The 20,741-nt window shown below is 64.1% G+C and carries 15 protein-coding genes; 7 read left to right on the top strand and 8 right to left on the bottom strand.

Translation table 11 applies throughout. The annotated features are described in order from the left end of the window. The first annotated feature begins 69 nt into the window (after positions 1-69). Complete coding sequence (locus FJ527_RS08735; protein WP_140822715.1) at positions 70-630, top strand: hypothetical protein; 561 nt, start codon at positions 70-72, stop codon at positions 628-630. A gap of 45 nt (positions 631-675) precedes the next feature. Here the strand turns inward: FJ527_RS08735 and FJ527_RS08730 are convergent, their stop codons facing one another. Next, positions 676-1,302, bottom strand: a complete 627-nt coding sequence (locus tag FJ527_RS08730; RefSeq protein ID WP_140822713.1) for a DUF1062 domain-containing protein — start codon at positions 1,300-1,302, stop codon at positions 676-678. 438 nt (positions 1,303-1,740) lie between these two features. Between FJ527_RS08730 and FJ527_RS08725 the strand changes: the two genes are divergently transcribed. Continuing rightward, the gene (locus FJ527_RS08725; protein ID WP_140616554.1) at positions 1,741-2,352 is read left to right on the top strand and encodes a LysE family translocator; all 612 of its coding nucleotides are present in this window, start codon (positions 1,741-1,743) and stop codon (positions 2,350-2,352) included. Between the two features lie 2 nt (positions 2,353-2,354). Here FJ527_RS08725 and FJ527_RS08720 read toward each other — a convergent pair whose 3' ends face one another. After that, positions 2,355-4,175: an aromatic amino acid ammonia-lyase gene (locus tag FJ527_RS08720; RefSeq protein WP_140822711.1), complete on the bottom strand. Its 1,821-nt coding sequence runs from the start codon at positions 4,173-4,175 to the stop codon at positions 2,355-2,357. A gap of 141 nt (positions 4,176-4,316) precedes the next feature. Next, a complete protein-coding gene (locus tag FJ527_RS08715) occupies positions 4,317-4,880 on the bottom strand; it encodes a peroxidase-related enzyme (protein ID WP_140822709.1) in 564 nt (187 codons plus the stop codon). A 138-nt stretch (positions 4,881-5,018) separates the two neighbouring features. On the opposite strand from FJ527_RS08715, the gene FJ527_RS08710 reads away from it, so the two are divergent. Both FJ527_RS08710 and FJ527_RS08705 read left to right on the top strand, forming a co-directional pair. Then, positions 5,019-9,806, top strand: a complete 4,788-nt coding sequence (locus FJ527_RS08710; protein WP_140822707.1) for an NAD-glutamate dehydrogenase — start codon at positions 5,019-5,021, stop codon at positions 9,804-9,806. A gap of 85 nt (positions 9,807-9,891) precedes the next feature. Beyond that, positions 9,892-11,265, top strand: a complete 1,374-nt coding sequence (locus tag FJ527_RS08705; RefSeq protein ID WP_140822705.1) for an MFS transporter — start codon at positions 9,892-9,894, stop codon at positions 11,263-11,265. A gap of 40 nt (positions 11,266-11,305) precedes the next feature. Here FJ527_RS08705 and purH read toward each other — a convergent pair whose 3' ends face one another. Both purH and FJ527_RS08695 read right to left on the bottom strand, forming a co-directional pair. Further along, entirely contained in the window at positions 11,306-12,922 is a 1,617-nt protein-coding gene (gene purH, locus FJ527_RS08700; protein ID WP_140822703.1) for a bifunctional phosphoribosylaminoimidazolecarboxamide formyltransferase/IMP cyclohydrolase, read from the bottom strand. A 103-nt stretch (positions 12,923-13,025) separates the two neighbouring features. Further along, positions 13,026-14,750, bottom strand: coding sequence for a heparinase II/III family protein (locus FJ527_RS08695; protein WP_140719860.1), 1,725 nt, complete (start codon positions 14,748-14,750; stop codon positions 13,026-13,028). A gap of 424 nt (positions 14,751-15,174) precedes the next feature. Here FJ527_RS08695 and FJ527_RS08690 point away from each other — a divergent pair, with 424 nt between their 5' ends. Further along, positions 15,175-16,107 carry a phytanoyl-CoA dioxygenase family protein gene (locus FJ527_RS08690; RefSeq protein ID WP_140823073.1) on the top strand — a complete coding sequence of 311 codons (933 nt, stop codon included), beginning with the start codon at positions 15,175-15,177 and terminating at the stop codon, positions 16,105-16,107. 96 nt (positions 16,108-16,203) lie between these two features. On the opposite strand, the gene FJ527_RS08685 is transcribed toward FJ527_RS08690, so the two are convergent. Continuing rightward, complete coding sequence (locus tag FJ527_RS08685) at positions 16,204-17,592, bottom strand: RsmB/NOP family class I SAM-dependent RNA methyltransferase (RefSeq protein WP_181166308.1); 1,389 nt, start codon at positions 17,590-17,592, stop codon at positions 16,204-16,206. Further along, entirely contained in the window at positions 17,589-18,611 is a 1,023-nt protein-coding gene (gene htpX, locus FJ527_RS08680) for a zinc metalloprotease HtpX (RefSeq protein ID WP_140822699.1), read from the bottom strand. Before htpX ends, FJ527_RS08685 begins: the two co-directional genes overlap by 4 nt. 105 nt (positions 18,612-18,716) lie before the next feature. Between htpX and FJ527_RS08675 the strand changes: the two genes are divergently transcribed. Then, a complete protein-coding gene (locus FJ527_RS08675) occupies positions 18,717-18,938 on the top strand; it encodes a DUF1674 domain-containing protein (RefSeq protein WP_015315148.1) in 222 nt (73 codons plus the stop codon). Between the two features lie 9 nt (positions 18,939-18,947). Here FJ527_RS08675 and FJ527_RS08670 read toward each other — a convergent pair whose 3' ends face one another. Continuing rightward, positions 18,948-19,613, bottom strand: a complete 666-nt coding sequence (locus tag FJ527_RS08670) for an HAD-IA family hydrolase (protein WP_140790079.1) — start codon at positions 19,611-19,613, stop codon at positions 18,948-18,950. A 194-nt stretch (positions 19,614-19,807) separates the two neighbouring features. Here FJ527_RS08670 and FJ527_RS08665 point away from each other — a divergent pair, with 194 nt between their 5' ends. Beyond that, positions 19,808-20,677 (top strand): transglutaminase family protein, encoded by an 870-nt coding sequence (locus tag FJ527_RS08665; RefSeq protein ID WP_140822697.1) that lies wholly within the window; start codon positions 19,808-19,810, stop codon positions 20,675-20,677. Positions 20,678-20,741 lie beyond the last annotated feature (64 nt).

Here is a 20,741-nt window from a genome sequence, read left to right as displayed (position 1 = left end):
AGAAGCCTGCCGACGAGATAAGCAATTCGACCGCATCATGAGCAGTGCTTCAGGTAAAATAGGGGAATAATGGCTGTCGTTGCCGGCAAAGACTTGGAACGGTACTGGCAACATCACGACGCGCTGCTGGCGTTTCATCGTCTGTTCAACGAGCGGGAGACTGTGGACGAACGTGCCATTGCTATAGTAGGCGCTACGTTTCTCGATAACATGCTTGAGCATATTCTCGTCAACTTCATGGTAGATGACGAGAAGGAATCGAAGAGGATGGTTGGTGTAGACTGTCCGTTGGGCACGTTTTCAAGCCGCGTAACCGCGGCTTACTGTCTCGGACTAATCTGCAAGACCGTGCGTGACGATCTCCGCGCCGTTGGCAAAATTCGCAATAAATTTGCGCACCAGCTTGAGGCAGCGTTTGAGATAGAGCCAATTCGCGGATGGTGCCTCTCGCTTAGGTGGCATGAGTTTTCTATGATGATGAAGGCTCCAGCAGACGCCACATCGCGAGATGTTTTCAAGGTGGGCGTCAACCAACTGATCACCCACCTAAGCGGCATCGTGAGCATCGCCCGCTTGGAGCGCCGTAAGGTACGCGACGAAGACAATGGTGGACCTACACTGCTGAGATAGTTCCGGCAGCATGGTCAAGTGCACAATCGTGCTTCTTTGTTGATGTCATCCGCCGGCAGTAGAAACAATGGCTTCTCGGTCGGCTTCGCCCGTGAGTTTGATGCGGATCGTCGTGCCTTCGCGCGGCGGCTTGCTTAACGCCTTCACTCCATCCGGCTCGATGGTCAGCAGCCTCCGCTCGTCCAGCGCCCGAAGGCGCGACCGCGAGATGCCGAGTTCGTTGGCAAGCAGCCGGTCGAGCCTCAACGATACCGGTATTTCCAGACCAAGCCGAAGATCCAGCACCGTCGCGCCTTGCTTAATCCTGCCGATCACCTGCTTGCGCACGACGACGTCAGGGAACTCTTCGACGCGTCCCACCTGGTTGCGCAGGGCGACGATGTCGAAGGCATGGCTCCGGACCAGTGCCGGATCATTGCTTTCGAGCGCCGCCAGCAGTGCCGGCGCGGTATCGCGCCGGTTGCAGCGCTCGAAAATGCCGAAATTCCAGGAATTGTCGCAGTCGACGCAGCGATAGATCAGCCACACGTCGATGCGCTTGCCGTTGGCGTTGACGCGGAATTTCTCGCTGCAGCGGTAGGCTTTCACGAACCCACAGCGATTGCAGTTGATCAGGGGTCGTGGTGCGATTTCAGGCGCGATCGTCCAGTGGACGCGCAGGGCGCAAGACATGCCGGTAAGTCCTTCCCGTTGGGAAGTTCATCCGGTCGGCGCTATCGAGATGCCCATGCGGGCGCGGCGTGGCGGGTGGCTGCGGAGATTGTGACATCAGGTGTCGCTGGCGGTAAGCCGAGCGACAGCGGTTCAGCAGTGCCAAACCGGTCTCGAACCGCCGCCCAGAGGAACACATCAAAAAACAAACAGGCACCGCTGATGCAGCGCCATGCAGGTGTGTCGGGGGAGTTGACGAGACCGGTGGTTACTGGGGCAAAGTGAAGCTCGAAATTGTTTCGCGGCGGCCCTTCTAGCGGCGTGACGCTGGGGCTGCAAGGGGCTCCGCAAGTCACGCCGTAGGGGTCGGCGCCCATGGCCAATATTGTCTTGCCTTTGCCAGAGACGCAGCTGTCGGGTTATTGTGGTTGGTGAAGCCCTGACGCGGAGACCCTCGCCATGCACCTCGCCTCGCTGCTGATTTTCGCCGCCGCCTTGTTCGTGGCCGCCGGTTCGCCTGGCCCATCGATCGCGGCGCTTGTCGCGCGCGTTATCTCGAAGGGGTTTCGCGATGTGTTTCCGTTCCTGCTTGCCATGTGGATTGGCGAAGGCATCTGGCTGTCGCTGGCGGTGTTTGGGCTGGCCGTGGTGGCGCAGACCTTCCATTTCGCTTTCGTCGTTGTGAAATGGATCGGCGTTCTCTACCTGGCCTATCTCGCCTGGAAGATGTGGACGGCGCCTGTCGACGCCAAGGAGGGCGAGATGCCGCGTGAGGATTCGGCCGGCAAGCTTTTTTTCGCCGGCATGGCCGTCACGCTCGGCAATCCCAAGATCATGATGTTTTACCTGGCGCTGTTGCCGACCATCATCGACCTCGCTTCGGTCAGTCTCGTCGGCTGGGTCGAACTGACGGCGACCATGGCGGTGGTGCTGATCGCCATCGATCTCGCCTGGGTGCTCGCCGCCTCGCAGGCGCGCAAGCTCCTCAGGAGCAAGCGCGCCATGAAGATCGCCAACCGCGTCAGCGCCACGACGATGGCCGGTGCGGCGGCGGCCATCGCGGCGCGGTAAGGCTATCTGGGCAAGACGCCGGCCGCAGGCATGGCGGCCGCCTTCGGCGCCTGCGGTCCGCCGGAATAGAATTTCGAGGCCGGGTTCTCCTGCATGAAATCGTAGGCGACCATGCCGAGCGGCCGCTTTTGCCGTTCCGATGCCGCCTGGTGCCAGGGGATCACCTGGCGCAGCGCCTCGAGCGCCGCGGTTGGCGCCTCGCCGAATTTCCGCTGAGGGTTCTGCGCCTTGCGGATTTCCATCCAATAGCTTGCCGTCAACAGGTCCTGCGCCAAGAGATGGAAGGATATGTCGACCGCCTCGCGGGCGCGTTGCGTCTTGATGCGGGTCTGCCCTTCCAGGTCCTCGACGGTGGCGACGATCGCCTGGCCATTCGGCGTCACCGGCGTGCCGAGGTCGGCCAGTTCCTGCCAGAGATCGGTCGGCAGATAGCCGTCGAAGGTCGGGATGTCCTTGCGCTCGTCGGGCTTCAGCGCATCGGTCAGCTTGATCACGGTGAAGAAGGGATTGCGGAAGCGCTCGATGCGCTGCGCCACCGCGACGCCGAGATTGGTGAGAGAGATGGTGAAAGCCTCGACCTGATTGGCCATGGGATAGGGATCCCAGTTGGCGTTGGAGAAGATGTAGCCGGATTTGCCGCCGCTCAGCGGCCCGCCCTTGATGTAATATTTCATGAATTGCGGCGTGCTCAGCTCCGGCGAACTCTGCGGCGTCAGGCCCGGCAGCACGGCCGGATTGTGATCCGACGAATTGATGGAGAGCAGCACGGATTGGCGCAGATCCGCCCAGGCCTGCCAGGCCGAGCCCTGGCGCTGGCTGGAGGCGCGCATGCTTTCCGGATCCTGGATGATGCGGGCCTGATCCTCGTCGAAGAGATAGCTGCCCTTGATCATGTCCATGACCCGCGCGGCATCCCATGTCAGCCATGGGTAAGGCCGCATGGATTGCACGGGTGCGGAAATCGGCGTCACGCTGGAATTCATGCCGTTCAGCCCCATGGCGTAGCTGAGGTCGGTCCACTCCAGCAGTTTTCGCGCGTCCTCCAGCAAAAGCACGGCCTGTGCCTGTGCGTAGGCATTGGTGCTGATCAGCGCGGCCTGGTCGGCGGCGAAAGGCTCGAGAGGCTTCAGACCGGCCTGCGAAAGGGCCTGTGTGGCCGGCATTCGGACGCCATCGAGATAGGCTTCGCCTTCCCCGACCATGGCCGCGCCGATATTGCCAAGCGTCGCGAGGTCGCCTTCGCCTAGCGTGCCGCGCGATTGCACGACCGGCGTCATCCGCTTGTTCAGCATGTCGACCAGCATATGCGTCAGCTGCGGGCTGGCAGCCTCGTAGGACATGGTGTTGGCGCGGATCGCCATGATGGCGCGTACCAGCGCTTCTTCCTGCAGCTCCGGCCCGTAGCCTCTGTTGACGCCGCCCTTGAAGCGGGCGAGCTGCTGATCCTTGAGCAGCTTGCTGTTTTCCGGTGTCGTCGGATCGCCCGAGAAGATCACCGTCTCGCGCTGGTCGCCGGCGCCACGGTTGAACCAGTAGATGGTGACACCTTCGGCAGCACCTTCGAGCAGCAGGCCATAAGCGTCCGCCGAACGTTGCAGCGCCTCGGGGCTGAGCTCGACCTTGGCGCCGTTGCGAGCGATGTCGATGACCTGTTCGACGGTCAGGTCATGGCCAGTCAGCGTTATCGTCTTGGCCGCGGCTGTCTCGAAAATGGGCTGGTAGGCTGTCACCGCCTCGAAGGCGTGGGCGGGTGGAGTGGCAAGCGCCAGCGTCATGGTCAGGGCGCGGAGAAAAACCCCGGGTTTGGCAATTGCATCAAGCATAGGGGGACTCCCATTCACGAAGCGTTGGCCTCGGGCATCAAGTTCACCCCTCGGAAATTTTGTTTCCCGGAAAACTAGCCGGCGGCATTCGCCTGTCAACGCTTGATGCGAAGTAGGACCGATGGTGGAACGCGCGTGGCCCTATCGCGCCATGGCATGGTATTCGTCGTTCGGCCGCATGTCGATCGCGGCCGCGACACGGTTCGACATGTTGAAGAAGGCCGCGGTCGAGGCGATATCCCAGATGTCGCGATCGCTGAAGCCGGCCTGGCGCAGGGCCGCGCGATCGGCCTCGACGATCCTGGCCGGCTCCTCGGTCAGCTTGACGGCGAAGTCGAGCATTGCCGTTTGCTTCGGCGAAAGATCGGCGACACGGAAATTCATCACCATCATCTCACCAAGCAAAGGATCGCCCGAGAGCTGGCGCACCGCCGCGCCATGCGCGGTCAGGCAATAGTAGCAGTGGTTGACGGAGGAGACGGCGACCGCGATCATCTCGCGTTCCAGCTTCGACAGGCCGGACTCGCCCAGCATCAAATCATTGTACATGTCGGTGAAGGCGCGCAGCTTCTTGTCGTCGAAGGCATAGGCCTTGAGCACGTTGGGGACGAGGCCGAGCTTTTCCTCGCATTTGGCGAAATAGGCTTTTGTCGGCTCGCTCAGCTCTCCGGCGGCCAGGTCTAGCGCGGTGATTTTGCCGTTCATCGTGTCATTTCTCCTCGTCATGCGAAGCCTTGCCGCCGAATTCCGAGAATTCTTGGCAAGCCGTCAAACCTTTGTCGCCAAACAGCGGTCATCTGCTACCATAGTCGCAAAAGCATGCGACGGGAGGGAAGAAGCGTCATGGCCAGCGTAAAATCCGCAGCTAAGTCGAAGAAGAAGGCACCTGCGGCAAAGGCCGATGACAGACCGGCCAGGCTCGCCGATTACCTGCTCGCCCGCGCGCCGGCGGAGGATATCGCCGCCTATGACGTGGCCGACCTCGAGCGTGCCGCCGATCTCGCCGGCCAGGCGGTCGCCGCCCACAAAAAGGGTGAGTGCGTCGTCGCCGTCGACGCCGATTCGGGCGTGGTTCGCGAAGGCCGTCCGGTGACCGTCATCACGGTGGTCAACGACAACATGCCATTCCTGTTCGATTCCATCCTCGGCGAGGTTACAGAAACCGCCGGCGAACCGACCCTGGTCACCCATCCGGTGATTACGGTCCGCCATGGCAAGACGGGTGTCGACGAAATCCTCGGCGATGGCAATTTCGCCAGGGATGACGGCAGCCACGACCGGCTCAGCGTGATCCATGTCCATATTCCCCGGCTGACGCCCGAACAAGCAAATGGCCTGGCCGAGCGGCTGCGCAAGATGCTCGGCCAGGTCCATGCCGCCGTCAACGACTGGCGGCCGATGCTGGCCCGGCTCGATCAGGCCATCTCCGAATTCCGCTATTCGGCGGTGCCGCTCGACAAGAAGAGCGTCGCCGAGGCGATCGCCTTCCTGGAGTGGCTGCGCGACGACAATTTCACTTTCCTCGGCATGCGTGAATTCAAGTACACAGGCGGCGAGGAAAGCGGCAATCTGGAGCGCGCCGAAAAACCCGGCCTCGGCATCCTGACCGACCCGGACGTGCTGGTGCTGAGACGCGGCACCGAGGCGGTGACGACGACGCCGGAAATCCGCGCTTTCCTGCACGGACCGGAGCCGCTGATCGTCACCAAGGCCAATGCCAAGTCGCTGGTGCACCGGCGCATCTATCTCGATTACATCGGCGTCAAGACCTACAGCGCCAAAGGTGCGTTGGCGGGCGAACTGCGCATCGTCGGCCTGTTCACCTCGACCGCATACACGCGCTCGGTGATGAAGATCCCGTATCTCAGGTCCAAGGCCGAAACCATTATCGCCAAGTCGGGGTTCGACCGCCACGACCACTCCGGCAAGGCGCTGATCAACGTGCTGGAAAGCTATCCGCGCGACGAGCTGTTCCAGGTTCCGGTGCCGATCCTGCGCAAGCATGCCGCTGCCATTCTGGGCCTGGTCGAGCGGCCGCGCGTGCGGGCGCTGGTGCGCGTCGACCAGTTCGACCGTTTCGTCTCGATCCTCGTCTTCGTGCCGCGCGACCGCTACGACAGCGTCGTGCGCGAGAAGATCGGCACCTATCTGAAAACCGCGTTCGAGGGCCGGCTGTCGGCCTATTACCCGGCTTTCCCGGAAGGCGGGCTGGCGCGCGTGCACTTCATCATCGGCCGCTCCGGCGGCAAGACGCCGAAGGTCGAGCAGGCAACGATAGAGGCGGCGATCCGCGACATCGTGCGCACCTGGGAAGATGCGCTTGCCGATGCGGCCGAAGCCAGCGGCAGCGACCCGGCGTTGAAAGCCATCGCCGCGCGGCTGCCAGAGAGCTACCGGGATACGTTCAGCGCTGGCGTGGCGCTGGCCGATGCCGGACGAATCGCCAAGATCAGCGCCGGCAATCCGATCGCCATCGATTATTACCGCCATGCCGAGCAGAAGCCGCACCAGGCAGCGCTGAAGATCTATCACCATGGCAGCCCGGTGGCACTGTCGCGGCGCGTTCCGGTGCTGGAGAACATCGGCTTCCGCGTCATCAGCGAGCGGACTTTCGAAGTCGGCGACGACCAGTCGGGCCTAGTCTTCATCCACGACATGGAACTGGAGAACAGCTACGGCAAGCCGATCGACCTCGCCGACGGCGGTGCGCTGTTCGAGGACGCTTTCCTGTCGGTGTGGCGGGGCGACGTCGACAATGACGGCTATAACGGCCTCGCCCAGACCGCCGGCCTGTGGTCGGGCGAGATCACCATCCTGCGTGCCTATGGCCGTTACCTTCAGCAGGTCGGCATCCCGCAGAGCCAGGATTTCATCGCCGCCGCACTCAACCGCTATCCCGAGATCGCGCGCGGCCTGCACGCGCTGTTCATCGCCCGGCTCGGCCCGACGGCCGAAACCGAAGGCGTGGTGGCGGCAAAGCACCTCAAGGCCAAGATCAAGGATGCGCTGGAGGATGTGCCTAACATTGACGACGACACCATCATCCGCCGCTACCTCAATTTGATCGAAGCCTCGCTGCGCACCAATCATTTCGTTGCCGATACGAAAGAGAAAGGCCAGTCGCTGGCGATCAAGCTCGAGTCGCAGGCGGTCGAGGGATTGCCGGCGCCGCGGCCATGGCGCGAAATTTTCGTCTACGGCTCGGAGGTCGAAGGCCTGCACCTGCGCTTCGGCCCGGTTGCGCGTGGCGGCTTGCGCTGGTCCGACCGCGCCCAGGACTATCGCACCGAGGTGCTCGGCTTGGTCAAGGCGCAACAGGTCAAGAACGCCGTCATCGTGCCGGTCGGCGCCAAGGGCGGCTTCTATCCCAAGAAACTGCCGATGAGCGCCGGACGCGACGCGATCTTCGAGGCCGGCACATCGGCTTACAAGAACTTCGTTTCCAGCCTGCTCTCGATCACGGACAATATCGGCCTGGACGGCGTCATTCCACCGGCAGGTGTCGTGCGCCGCGACCAGGACGATCCTTATTTCGTCGTCGCCGCCGACAAGGGCACGGCAACCTTCTCCGACACCGCCAACGCCATCTCCGAAAAGCACGGCTTCTGGCTCGACGATGCCTTCGCCAGCGGTGGTTCGGCCGGCTATGACCACAAGAAGATGGGCATCACCGCCAAGGGCGCCTGGGAAGCGGTCAAGCGGCACTTCCGCGAGATGAACCGAGACATCCAGACCTCGCCCTTCTCTGTCGTGGGCGTCGGCGACATGTCGGGCGACGTGTTCGGCAATGGCATGCTGTTGTCGCCGAAAACGCGGCTGATCGCCGCTTTCGACCATCGCGACATCTTCATCGATCCCGATCCCGACATGGCGGCCTCGATGGCAGAGCGCGAGCGCATGTTCGCGCTGCCGCGTTCGAGCTGGCAGGACTATGACAAGACCAAGCTGTCGGATGGCGGCGTCATCGTTTCGCGCAGCCAGAAATCGATCACCTTGCCGGCTGCCGCGGCGACGGCGATCGGACTTGCCAAGACGACCGCCACGCCGGTCGAGATCATGACCGCCATCCTCAAGGCGCCGGTCGACCTCTTGTGGTTCGGCGGCATCGGCACGTATCTCAGGGCATCGACCGAGACCAATGCCGAGGTCGGCGACCGTGCCAACGATGCCATCCGCATCACGGCGCTCGAGGTGCGCGCCAAGGTGATCGGCGAGGGCGCCAACCTGGGTGTGACGCAGCGGGCGCGCATCGAGTTCGGCATGAATGGCGGCCGCTGCAACTCCGATGCGATCGACAATTCGGGCGGCGTCAACTGCTCCGACGTCGAGGTCAACATCAAGATCGCGCTGGCGTCGGCAATGCGCAAGGGATCGCTGACGCGGCCGGCGCGCAACAAGCTGCTGGCCGAGATGACCGACGAGGTCGGCGGGCTGGTGCTGTCCAACAACTACCAGCAGACGCTGGCGCTTTCGATCGCCCGCAAGCGCGGCCTCGCCGACATCGCGCATCAGAGCCGCTTCATGACGGCGCTGGAGGCACGCGGCCTGCTCGATCGTGTCGTGGAAACACTGCCGTCGCCGGCAGCGCTTGCCGAGCGCGAGGCGCGCGGCGAGCCGTTGACCCGGGCCGAGCTCGGCGTGCTGCTCGCCTATGCCAAGATCGTGCTGTTTTCCGACATCGTCGCCAGCGACGTGCCTGACGATGCGCATTTCGACCGCGACCTGATGGGCTATTTCCCGGACCGGATGGCGAAGAAATACGCTTCCGAGATCCATGGCCACCGGCTGCGCCGCGAGATCATCGCGCGCGTCGTCGCCAACGATCTGGTCAATCGCGGTGGGCCGTCCTTCGTCAACCGGCTGCAGGAGGCGACGGGGCGCACCGCAGCCGATGTGGTGCGCACCTTCGCCGTGGTGCGCGATGGCTTTGCGCTGCCCGCGCTCTATCGCGAGATCGACGCGCTCGACAACCTGGTCGACGGCCAGGTGCAACTCGATCTCTATCAGATGGTGAGCCGGCTTATCTATATGAGCAGCGGCTGGTACCTGAAGAACGATGCCGGCACGGCACCGCTCGGCCAGCGCATCGCCGAACTGCAGGATGCGCGCAAGGCGCTGGAGCCCAAGCTCGTTTCGCTGCTGCCGGCTTTTTCGCGCGAGCGGATTGAGGAGAAGCGGCACGGGCTGTTCAAGGCGGGCGCACCGGAAAAGCTGGCCGAGCAGCTGGCGATGAGCGAGGCGGCGGAGCTCATCCCGGACGTCGCGCTGACGGCCCGCACCGCCGGTGCCGATATCGTCGCGGCGGCCAAGGCGTTCTTCGCCGTCAGCGATGCCTTCCGCATCCCGCGCGTCGAGGATGCGGCGCGCTCGATCACGCCATCGGACTATTATGACCAGCTCGCTCTGTCCCGCGCCACCGACACGATCGGCGCGGCGCGGCGCGGCATCGCTATCGCCGCGCTTACCGGCCATGCCGAGGCGGCCGATCCGGTGGCGGCCTGGCTCGAAGCCGGTGGCGAGCGGGTGGCGCGCATCCGCGAACGGCTGCAGGCGTTGACGGAGGGCGGCGACATCACCGTGTCGCGGCTGTCGGTTGCGTCGGGGCTGATGAGCGATCTGACGGGCATGTGAGCCAGCGGTTGTCCGTTTGCATGATCATTCGAAACATGCAGACATGGCGCCCGAAATGGGCGGAGCGGACGCCGGGGGAATCACTATGGCGGTAGAGACAGTGCAGCGGGCATCCGGGCGCGGCATCTGGGGGTGGATGTTCTTCGACTGGGCGGCGCAGCCGTTCTTCACGGTCGTCACCACCTTCATCTTCGGCCCCTATTTCGTTTCGCGCATGGCGGGTGATCCAACCACTGGCCAGGCCGTCTGGGGTTATGGCATCGCCGCGGCCGGGCTGGTCATCGCGGTGCTATCGCCGATCCTCGGATCGATCGCCGACCAGACCGGGCCGCGCAAGCCGTGGATCGCGTTTTTCGCGGCGATCAAGATCACCAGTCTCACCTTGCTCTGGTTCGCCGCGCCGGGTTCCAACCTGTTCCTGGTCGTGGCGCTGTTCTCGCTGGCGTCGGTGGCGGCGGAGTTCTCCACTGTCTTCAACGATTCCATGATGCCGCGGCTGGTGCCAAAGAGCGAGATCGGCCGCATCTCCAACATGGCCTGGGGCCTCGGTTATCTCGGCGGCATGATCGCACTGATCTTCGTCGTCACCTGCCTGGCCGGCTCGCCGGAGACCGGCAAGACGATCATCGGCATCACCCCGCTGTTTGGGCTCGATCCGCAGCTGGGCGAGGATGCTCGCGCCACCGGGCCGCTGTCGGCCGGCTGGTATTTCCTGTTCATCCTGCCGATGTTTTTCTTTACGCCCGACGCCATCAAGGGCATCCCGATCGGGCCGGCGGTGCGCGAGGGCCTGTCGGAGCTGAAATCGACACTGGCCGAGGTGCGCAAGCGCGGCGGCATCTTCCGCTTTCTCGTCGCCCGCATGATCTACCAGGATGGCGTCAATGCCTTGCTGGCGCTGGGCGGCACCTTCGCGGCGGGCATGTTCCACTGGTCGATCACCGAGATCGGGATGTTCGGCATCATCCTCAATATCGTCGCCATCTTCGGCTGCTGGGTCGCCGCCCGCCTGGACACCGCGCTGGGCTCCAAGGCGGTGGTGATGATTTCGCTGGTCATGCTGTCCATCGCCACTATCGGCGTGGTCTCGACCGGGCCTGGATTCACGCTGCTCGGCCTGATCCAGCTTTCGACCTCCGATTCAGGCGGCCTGTTCGGTACGGCGGCCGAAAAGGCCTACATCATGTACGGCCTGCTGATCGGCCTGGCCTTCGGGCCGGTGCAGGCCTCGTCGCGCTCCTACATGGCGCGCAGCGTGACCGCAGCCGAATCCGGTCGCTATTTCGGCATCTATGCGCTGGCCGGTCGGGCGACCAGTTTCCTGGCGCCGTTCATGGTGGCGACGATTACCGCAACCAGCGGCTCGGCCCGGCTTGGCATGGCGGCGATTATTTTGTTCCTGGCCATCGGCATGGCGATCCTGGTTCGCACACCGTATCCGGCGGATCGGCCGGAGTAGATGCTTCGATAATTCACCCCACTGGCCGCCGAGCGGCAGGTTAGTGCCTGAAATGCCTAATGCCTGTGAACACCATGGCAATGCCATGTTCGTCGGCGGCGGCGATGACATCGTCGTCGCGCATCGAACCGCCCGGCTGGATCACGGCGGTGGCACCGGCTTCGATGGCCGACAGCAGGCCGTCGGCGAAGGGGAAGAAGGCATCCGAAGCGACCACCGAGCCCTTGGTCAACGGCTCGGCCATGCCTGCCGTCTCCGCTGCGTCGATCGCCTTGCGCGCGGCGATGCGCGAAGAATCGACCCGGCTCATCTGACCGGCGCCGATGCCGACCGTGGCGCCGTCCTTGGCGTAGACTACGGCGTTCGACTTGACGTGCTTGGCGACGCGGAAGGCGAATTTGAGATCGGCCATTTCAGCCGGCGTCGGCGCGCGCTTCGTTACCACCTTCAGGTCGAGGTCGTCGACCACGGCATTGTCGCGGCCTTGGACCAGCAGGCCGCCTGAAACCGACTTGACCGTCGTGCCGGCCGTGCGCGGGTCCGGCAGGCCGCTGGTGACCAGCAGGCGCAAATTCTTCTTGGCAGCTATGATTGCAGCAGCCTCGTCGGTCGCGTCGGGCGCGATGATCACCTCGGTGAAGGTTTTCACGATTTCCTCGGCCGCCTCGGCGTCAAGGGTGCGGTTCAAGGCGACGATGCCGCCGAAGGCCGAGACCGGGTCGCAGGCGAGCGCCTTTGCGTAGGCCGCTTTCAGCGATGTGCCTTCGGCCACGCCGCACGGATTGGCGTGCTTGATGATGGCGACGGCGGCCGAGCGATTGGGATCGAATTCGCCGGCCAATTCGAAAGCGGCGTCGGTATCGTTGATGTTGTTGTAGGATAGCTGCTTGCCCTGCAGCTGCCGCGCCGTGGCGACGCCCGGCCGTTTGTCGCCATTGACGTAGAAGCCGGCGCCCTGGTGCGGGTTCTCGCCGTAGCGCATCACCTCGGCCAGCCTGCCGCCAAAAGCGCGCCAGGTTGGATGCTCGATCTCCAGCGCCTCGGCGAACCAGCCCGAGATCGCCGCATCGTAGGTGGCGGTGCGGGCGAAGGCCTTCGCCGCCAGCTTCTTGCGGAAATCCAACGACAGAGTGCCGATGTTCATCTCCAGCGCGTTGAGCACAGCGGCGTAATCGCCGGGGTCGGTGACGATGGCGACATAGGCGTGGTTCTTGGCCGACGCGCGGATCATCGCCGGGCCGCCAATGTCGATGTTCTCGACGATCGCCGCGTAGTCGGCGCCGGAGCGGCGAACTTCCTCGAACGGGTAAAGATTGGAGACGACGAGATCGATCGGCTCGATGCCGTATTTGCGCATCGCCAATGCGTGCTCGGGGTCGTCGCGCACACCAAGCAGCGCGCCATGCACGGACGGGTGCAGCGTCTTGACGCGGCCATCCATGATCTCGGGGAAGCCGGTGAGCTCGGAGACGTCGCGCACCGCCATGCCGGCCTCGGCGATCGCTTTTGCCGTGCCGCCGGTGGAGACCAGCTCGACGCCGGCCGCGGCCAGTGCCCTGGCAAAGTCGATCAAGCCCGTCTTGTCGAAGACGGAGAGCAGCGCACGGCGGACCGGAACGAGGTCCGGGGCAGGAATGTTCTTGGCAGGAACGGCCATGGCTGGCGGCCTTTCTTGTCTGGAGGAGCGTGCCCGCGCCGTAGCACATGAGGCTCGGAAATCAAGCGTTGGCTTTTCGCGGCATGCCATTGCCGCCGCAAGCTCAATTGTTTTCGGAATAACCGGCGATCTTTGTGCGGGTCAGCTGCCAGTGGACGTCGGCAATTTCGGACGCCTTGAAGGCGAGCACGATCTGGCGGCTGCGGCGCGGACCGCCAAGACCGGCGAAATAGATCGATTCCTCAACTTCGGGCACCACTTCGCTGGAGGTGAACACCCAGGTATCGGCCTGATCGCCGGTCAGGACCAGCCGCTCCTGCTCGTCCTGCAGCAGATTGATGTCGGGGTGGATGTGAAAGCGCACGGTGATGAAATCGCGGCCATTGTTGCGGATCGCTGTGCTGCCCGGCCGCTGGAACCGGTCCCGGCCCGCCAGCACATTGCCGTCCGAGGAGAGTTTCAACTCGCGCTCATGCAGGAAGCCGAAACGCTGGAGATAGCCGTCATGGCGGGCAACGAAGCCGTGGACGCCTTTCTGGTCGATGCGCTTGCACTGCACTTGCTGCGGGCCGCCGATCAACGGTGAACCCAACTGATCGTTTACCCGCAGCGCGTGGGTGAAACGCGCCGAAGACGTGTCGTTGATGGTGGCCGTCGAATGCGCGGCGGTGGCGCGGGCCAGCGGCCGGAACTCGGCGGCGCCGTAGGTGTCGATGCCGGCATTGACGATGTAGTGCTGGCGGCCCGACGACAGTTCAAAGGCAAGGCAGCCGGCATGCGCTGCATTGGACACGTCGACCGGTGGCGGCAGGCCGGTATCGGCTATGACGGTGGTGCCGCCCATCGCCAGCCGCTCATAGCCCGAATGCGGCGCATGCAGCAGCGGTGCGCCGGCGGTGTCGTCATGGCGCAGGATGGTGGCGATGCGGTCATGGATGGTGGCGCCCATGCCGTTGAACCGGGCGAGGCTGCCGTCCTGGTGGCGGAAGAAACGCAATGCCGGCAGCATGCGGTCGATGGCACCGATCAGCGCCTGCGGCGGCGCTTCGGCCTGGTTGGCATAGGTCTGGCGCAGCGGCAGGAGGTCGGCGAGGATTTCCAGCACCGCCATTGGATTGCGCGAGATGTGACCGCCGTCGGCAAGGATCTGGCGATTGAGTTCCCCCGCGAGGTTGCGGGTGGCGCCGCGCAGCGCCGAAGCCGGCGCCGGCAGGGACAGCGCCGCGAAGGCCAGCGCGATGCGGGCGCGCAGCCGGTCCTTGCCGTCGGGCATTTCGCGCGCCATCGACCTGAGATAGCGGATTTGCATGGCCAGCGATTTCAGGAAAGCGCGGTAGAAGGGGAACTCGGCACCCTGCAGCACGATGGAGGAGTGCTGCAGCCAGGCAATGATGCGTTTGGCGGTCGTGCCTGGCTCCCAGGCAACGCCCGAAATATGATTGCCATGCATGGCGATCCAGTCCGAAACCAGGGCACGGGCGTTGGCGGCGGCAAGCTCGGTGCCGGCGGCGCGCATATGGCGCAGCCAGCGGAAGCCATGCAGCGTTTTCTGCCAACCGTGATTGGGGACATTGATCTGGAAAGGGGATTTGCCGCCGGTCTCGACCAGGTGGCCGGACAGGGGATAACGGCCGTAGTAGATCTCGAGCGCGATCTGCGGATCGGCGAGGCGCAGGTCCGGCGGTGCGATCAGGACACGTTCGGGCGTGCGGCCCGAATAGCGCCAGCGATAGATCGGCCCGGCGCGCAGGCGCCGGCGCGTCTTGCGCCAGAACTCCTTCGCGACCAGCGTCCACAGACGCGTCGTGTTGCCGGCAGCAAGTGCCAAAACCCCTCCTGGTCGTCCTCTATCCCAAGCACAAGCTTATATGATTCAAGAACTTATGCGAAGGCGGATTTCGCCTCGGTAAGGCGCGCAACGGGGCCGTGGCCGGGTCGCCCCTAAAAAAGTCACGTCTTTTCCGGGCCATACAGCCGGTTTTCCTGCGACTTATGTCTTCTTGCGGCGGCGGCCAAACGCGCTGGGCCAACAGTTTTCGCGGTCCCGAAAGGGCCGCGGAACGCGGAAGGCATCGCCGATATAGACCCTCGTCGCGACCGTTCGATCGAATCGGTAGCCGCCGCAATTGCCTCGCGAACAGGATGCGCGGCTGAAACGGCGTGAGCAAATGGAGGTCGGTTTCCTATCCATAGGAAGGGGCCGAATGATAAGGTATTCTCCGGCCAAGGTCGAAACGATCCAGGTGATTGAAATGTCGGTATCAACGGATGAGCAGGCATTTCCGGACACCCCGCCGGTTGCCCTCACAGCTGACGGCAAGCTGCTGTCGACAATGCCGAACAGGCTCGGATACCTTTCCGCGACCGACCCGTCCGTCGGCATTGAAGCCATCCGGCATCTTTATGCGACCCAAGGCTATGTGTGGCTGAAGGGCCTTTTGCCCCGCAGGGAAGTGATCGATTTTCGTGGCTGGGTGCTTTCCCATCTTGCCGAGAGCGGGCTTTTGGAACCCGGGACGGATCCCTCGCTCGGCATCGCTTCGGATCGTGCCATCGACCGTCAGCTCGCCGAGCGCCGGCTGATGTCGGTGGTCCGGTCAACCGGCTATGAAGGCTTTTGCGCGCAGCCGCGCCTGTCGCGCTTGATGGATGGTTTCGTGGGCGGCCTATCCTATCTGCACAGGCGCAAGATCATGCGCTTCACCTTGCCTGGAACGGCCACCGCGACGCCGGCGCATTACGATCTCGTCTATCTGCGCGGAGGAACCAACCGGGTGGTGACGACCTGGATACCGATCGGCGACACGACCATCGACATGGGAGGCCTGGTCTACCTGGAGGGATCACACGCCGTCGGCGCCGCCCTGGAGAGACAGTTCAACAAGGACAATTCCGCTCTCAGTCCGCAGGAGCGCATCAGTGCCTATAATCGCAACATGAGTGAGGGCGGCTGGGTGTCGAAGGACCTGCCCGATATGGCGGAGCGGTTCGACACGCGCTGGCTGATGGCGGATTTCGAAGCGGGCGACATCGTCCTTCACTCGCCCTACATGATCCATGCCTCGACGACCAACCAGAGCCTCGATGGGCTGATCCGGCTGTCGACGGATATCCGCTACCAGAATGTCGACGACGAAATCGATGCCCGCTGGGGCAATCATTGGAGCCTTGATGACATGCTTTAGAGCGTTCAGCGTTCGATGGAATCGCCGCCCGCTCTAACTCTTTGTCTTCACGCAATTCCGGACGGAAAACCGTTACACGCTTTTCCTGGGATTGCTTTACCCGGCACGCCGCATGCGGGCTGCGTAGAAGCCGTCGAGGCCGGAAATCGCGGGTGCGCCCAGCACCATGTCGGCGGGCGTGGTGCGCAGCGCGCCACCGGATGTGAGGAACGGGTCGAGACAGGCAAATTCACCCGGCCGGATCGGATCGGTGGTCACCCCCGGATTGTCGACCAGGAAGGCGCGGTAGAGTTCCTCGCCTTCCCGCGGATCGAGCGAACAATTGGAAAAGACGATCCGGCCGCCGAGCCTGACCAGCATCACGGCGCGGGCGAGCAGCCTGCGTTGCAGGTCGGCGAGTTTTTCGACGTCCGCCGCCGTCTTGGTCCACGGCACGTCGGGATGTCGCCGAACGGTGCCGGTCGAGGAACATGGCGCGTCAAGAAGCACGGCGTCGAACAACTCCGCCGGCTCGTATTTGAGCAGATCGGCCTGGACGATTTCGGCGGAGAGGCCGAGGCGGGCAAGGTTCTGCGTCAACCGCGCCAGCCGGTTCTTCGAAGTGTCGACGGCGGTGACCTTGGCACCGGCGAGAATGAGCTGCGCGGTCTTGCCGCCGGGCGCGGCGCAGAGATCGGCGACGCGCAATCCGCTGACATCGCCGAACAGTCTTGCCGGCAAGCTGGCGGCCGCGTCCTGGACCCACCATGCACCCTCCGCGAAGCCAGGCAATTCGGTGACGGCGCCGGCAAGCTTCTCCACCCGAACCGTGCCCGTCGGCAGGACAATGCCGCCAAGCTTTTCGGCCCAGAGTTCGGGATCGGCCTTGACCGAGAAATCGACCGGCGCCTCGTGGCGGTGGGCAGCCAGGATCCGCCGGGCCTTCTCGGCGCCGTAAGCGGCCTTCAACCGGTCGGAAAACCATTTCGGCGCTTCGTTGGTGGCGGCAAGCGCGGCCGGAAGCTCGGATTCCTTGGCCCGCGCGAGCGTGCGCAGCACACCGTTGACCAGGCCGGAAAAGCGCTGCGTGCGCGGATCGGACTTGGCGTGCGTCACCGCGAGGTCGACGGCGGCGCTGTCGGGGATATCGAGGAACAGGATCTGCGCCGCCGCCACATGCAGGATATGCGACAAGGCGGTCGCGTTGGGCGGCAGCGGCTTTTCCAGGCGCCGCGCCAGGAGCCCCGCTATGGTCATGCGGTAGCGCAGCGCGGTGACCAGTATGGCGCGTACCAGGCCACGGTCGCGCAGATCGAGCGCCTTGTATTGCGGATGGCCGTTCTCGTGATCGGTCAGGCCGTCGAGCGGCGTGCGGGCGTCGATGACGGCGGCCAGCAGTCGCGCCGCCGCCTTGCGCGCGGCAAGGCCGGCAACGAATTCGCTGCCGGCATTGTGATCCTGATCGCCTGGAACCGTGCGTCGAGGTGCCCTGCCCGCGACGCTCACGACCACCGGCCCTTGGGCCCGGTCGGATTGCGACCCCACGGATTGGATTTTGGGCTGGCCGGCTCGGCCGCCCGTTCTGGCGCGGTTGGCTTGCCCCACGGTCCGGTCATCTCCGGCTCGTCAGCCTGCGTTGACATCGGCGCTTGGCGCTGCGTGGCTGGCGGAGCGCCTTCGCCCATCCGCTGTGCCATCGCCTGCAGCGCGGCGATGCGGTTGTCGGTGCTCGGATGGGTGGAGAACAGACTGTCCATGCGCTCGCCATGCAGGGGGTTGATGATGAAGAGATGCGCCATCGCCGGATTGCGCTCGGCATCGGGATTGGGAATGCGTTCGGCCCCGCGGGCGATCTTGTCAAGCGCGGAGGCCAGCCACAGCGGGTGTCCACAGATTTCGGCGCCGCGCCGGTCGGCCTCGTACTCGCGGGTACGGCTGACCGCCATCTGCACGATCATGGCGGCGAAGGGCGCCACGATCATCGCCGCCAGCACGCCGACAAAGCCGAACGGATTGTTGTTTTCGCGGCTGCCGCCGAGGAAAAAGGCGAAATTGCCGAGCATCGAGATGGCGCCGGCAAAGGTGGCGACGATGGTCATGGTCAGCGTGTCGCGGTGCTGGACGTGGGCGAGCTCATGCGCCATCACGGCGGCGACCTCCTCATGGGTCAGCCGCTGCAGCAGGCCGGTGGAGGCGGCGACCGCCGCGTTCTGCGGATTGCGGCCGGTGGCAAAGGCATTCGGTTGCGGATTGTCGATCAGATAGGTCCTGGGCATCGGCAGGCCGGCCTGTTTGGCCAGCGCCTGGACGATGGCGTAATATTCCGGCGCGTTTTTCTCGTCGACCTCGACGGCGCGATTCATCGACAGCACCATCTTGTCGGCGTTCCAGTAGCTGAACAAATTGGTGCCGGCGGCAATGACCAACGCGATCATCATGCCGCCCGAACCGCCGATCAAAAAACCGACGCCCATGAACAGCGCCGTCATGGCGGCGAGAAGCATGGCGGTGCGAATGGTGTTCATCGTCTGCTCCTGTCCGGATGGTGGTGAAAAAGGCTCGATCCTCGTGAGGTCATCGCTATATGATGGGAAACGCCCGTTCCCGTTTCAATCCACTGGAAATATCGCATGAACGACGAAACCAGTAAAACGCCGCCCGGCCCGGACGATGGCACGCCGCCACGGGAGCTGACGCCCGCCGCCCGCCGCGCGCTGCAGGAAGCCGAGGCAAGGCGGCAGGACTACCGCCGCAAGGAAGCAGCACTTCCGCGGGAGATCGGCGGCCGTGGCGGCAAGGAGCCCGGCCGCTATGGTGACTGGGAGGTCAAAGGCCTGACCAGTGATTTCTAGCGACTGATCTCAAGCAGCGTTGCGCTGCGGCTCGAGCGCAACCCAGCCTCGCTCGTCGACGGTGATGCCGATTGCGTCATAACCTGATATCGCGGCGTGCTGTGTTGCCAGGGGGTGCTGGTGCGTGGCGTTGATCACCATGACCGAAGCGCCCGCCGCCTCCGCCGCCGCGATGCCGGCCGGGGCGTCCTCGAACACCAGGCAATCGCGCGCGTCGAAGCCAAGGCGTCTTGCGCCGAGCTGGAAGCAATCTGGCGCCGGCTTGCCGCGGGAAACGTCCTCCGCCGCGACGAGGACCGCGGGGACGGGAATGCCGGCGACCTTCATGCGTGCAAGCGCCAACGAGCGTGGCGCCGAGGTTACGATCGCCCAGCGCTCCGGCGGCAGGGAATTGAGGAATGCCACGGCGCCGGCGATCTGGACGATGCCGTCGAGATCGTCGGCCTCGGCCTTCAGCAGCAGATCCGCTTCGTGTCCCGGGTCGACGCCCGGAAGCGCCAGGGCGGTGATGGTCTCGATCGCCCGTACGCCGTGGATCGTCGGCAGGAAGGCCGCGACATCGAGGTCGTGGCGCCGCGCCCAATCGCCCCAGACCCGCTCCGCCGAGGCGATGGAATTGATGAGCGTGCCGTCCATATCGAAGAGGAAGGCGGCGAATTTTCTGCCAGCAAACATGATTTTCCTTGAAGTGTGGGGGAGGGGTCGAGGGAGGACGCAACCGTAACGCCAAGGCGCTGACATGGAAAGGCGCGCGAGCGCATTTTGGGGAAAGGCGCGGGAGCGCATTTGGGACGCGATCCAGGGAACCACCGTCACCTTGCAACGTTTCAAACGTACAATTCCCACCCCGCGAACCAGGGACGATGCCCATGCTGATACGCCTCGGCTATGAGATTGCCATCGAATGCGCCGAGGCCACTCCGGTGATTTCGCTGCTCGAGATTCACAAGGACAGGCAGGCCGACATCAAGCGGCAGACGCGTGTCCTGACCTCGCCTTCGGTGCCGACCAGACTCTATCATGACCTGCACGGCAATGCCTGCCGACGCTTCACGGCGCCGGCCGGCGGCTTTCGCATCCTTTATGACGCGGTCGTGGAGGACAGCGGCGAGACGGATGAGGTCAATACGCTGGCCCGGGAAATGCCCGTCGCCGAGCTGCCCGACGAGGTGCTGTTCTATCTCCTGGGCAGCCGCTATTGCGAGACGGATCATCTGAGTAACCTTGCCTGGCAGCTCTTCGGCCATCTTCCTTCCGGCTGGGCGCGGGTGCAGGCGATCGTCGACTATGTCCATAACCGCCTGTCCTTCGGCTACGGCTATGCCCGTTCGACCCGCACCGCCGCGCAAGCGCACGAGGAACGTGTCGGGGTGTGCCGAGACTTTGCCCATCTGGCGATCACGCTCTGCCGCTGCATGAACATTCCGGCGCGCTACGTGAACGGCTACCTCGGCGATATCGGCGTGCCGGCGGATCCCGCGCCGATGGATTTCTCGGCCTGGATGGAAGCCTTCCTGGACGGCAAGTGGTATACGTTCGACCCGCGCCACAACCGGCCGAGGACCGGTCGCGTCGTCATTGCGCGCGGCCGCGACGCCACCGACGTTCCCTTGCTGCACAGTTTCGGCCCGCACCGGCTGAGCTTGTTCAAGATATGGACCTACGAACAGGAAGGCAGGCTGTTCAATCCACCCTATCACGGCATCGACAGGACGGTCAGCGCGCGGATGCTGGCCTAGCTGCGTTGATATTCAGGTGAGGCCGGGCTGCAAATGGCTTGGCCTGACCTGAATCTCAACACAC

The organism is Mesorhizobium sp. B2-4-18, from assembly GCF_006441385.1.
In the GTDB taxonomy this organism is placed as follows: domain Bacteria; phylum Pseudomonadota; class Alphaproteobacteria; order Rhizobiales; family Rhizobiaceae; genus Mesorhizobium; species Mesorhizobium australicum.
Note: the sequence above shows the minus strand (reverse complement) of the source record. Positions and strands in the feature narration are given on the sequence as shown.